This is a genomic window from Erwinia sp. MYb416 (genome assembly GCF_037479575.1).
GTDB classification, from domain to species: domain Bacteria; phylum Pseudomonadota; class Gammaproteobacteria; order Enterobacterales; family Enterobacteriaceae; genus Erwinia; species Erwinia rhapontici.
This window is the reverse complement of the sequence record NZ_JBBGYT010000380.1, coordinates 1-1,037: the sequence shown is the minus strand read 5'-3', so window position 1 is coordinate 1,037 and position 1,037 is coordinate 1. Positions and strand designations below refer to the sequence as shown.

1 protein-coding gene is annotated in these 1,037 nt (G+C 51.9%); it reads left to right on the top strand.

Features of this window, described 5'->3' with window-relative positions:
* Positions 1-498: 498 nt before the first annotated feature.
* Positions 499-1,037, top strand: a 539-nt coding sequence (locus tag WH277_RS05430) for a cupin domain-containing protein (protein ID WP_339504863.1), incomplete at its 3' end; no start/stop codon positions are given.

Genomic DNA, 1,037 nt, shown 5'->3' with positions numbered 1-1,037 from the left:
TGCATCAGCGGTACGCGCCAGATTACCCCGGTTCATAAAGGCGATGAAAATTTCCAGTTTACGAAAAGTGATGTCTGAATCAATGTTCATGGCAGCCTGTACTCAGGTGGCAGGAAAGTGTGGAAACAGGCTTTATTCTAGGCTGTTACAGCCTGCGTTGCTTAACGCAATCATGCGCTATTACCTGTAACCAGGTGTTTCTCCGCACGCAAAGCCGTCGATAAATAACATTCATGGCAGACCGCTGTTTTGTGCTTTTGGTGGACCAGGCCTAAACAGAAAAGTCATCAGCGACAAATTAGTCGTCAATCATCCGTGTTACCGGTTTTATTCACTGTTATGCGATGAAATTTGCTGATGGATCCTTGCTTACATTTCACTGAGTTTAGCGCCAATTATCTGACTGGCAGGGGAAAAAATATCGCATAGTCTTATTCACTGTCGGTGCCTGTGCGCCGTCAATAATGTTTATTTTGACTGACATAAGGAAATCAAAGGATGAATCCTCTTTCACGTCGCAGTTTTATGGCTTTTGCCGCCGGTGGTACCGTAGCGCTGGCGGCCGGTAAGGTTCATGCTCACGAACAGCCCGCTGCCCAGCCCTGGAATGGAAAAATGGGCGGCACCGATCCCGGCCCGCGAGACCTGATCCGTGAGGGGGAAAACCCTGATATTGTAAACCCCCCGGAGACCGATAGCGGCACCTTACCGAATTTGCGTTTCTCCTTCAGTGATGCGCATGTGCGCAAAGGCAGTGGCGGATGGACTCGCCAGGTGACTCAGCGTGAGCTGGGGATCTCGACCACCATTGCTGGCGTGGATATGCGCCTGAACAGCGGGGGTATCCGTGAGTTGCACTGGCATAAAGAGGGCGAATGGGCCTATATGCTGTATGGCAATGCGCGCATTACCGCGCTGGATACCGACGGCGGCTGGTTTGTGGATGATGTCGGCGTGGGCGATTTATGGTATTTCCCGTCAGGTATGCCGCACTCGATTCAGGGGTTGGGGCCGGATGGCTGCGAGTTTTTGCTGGC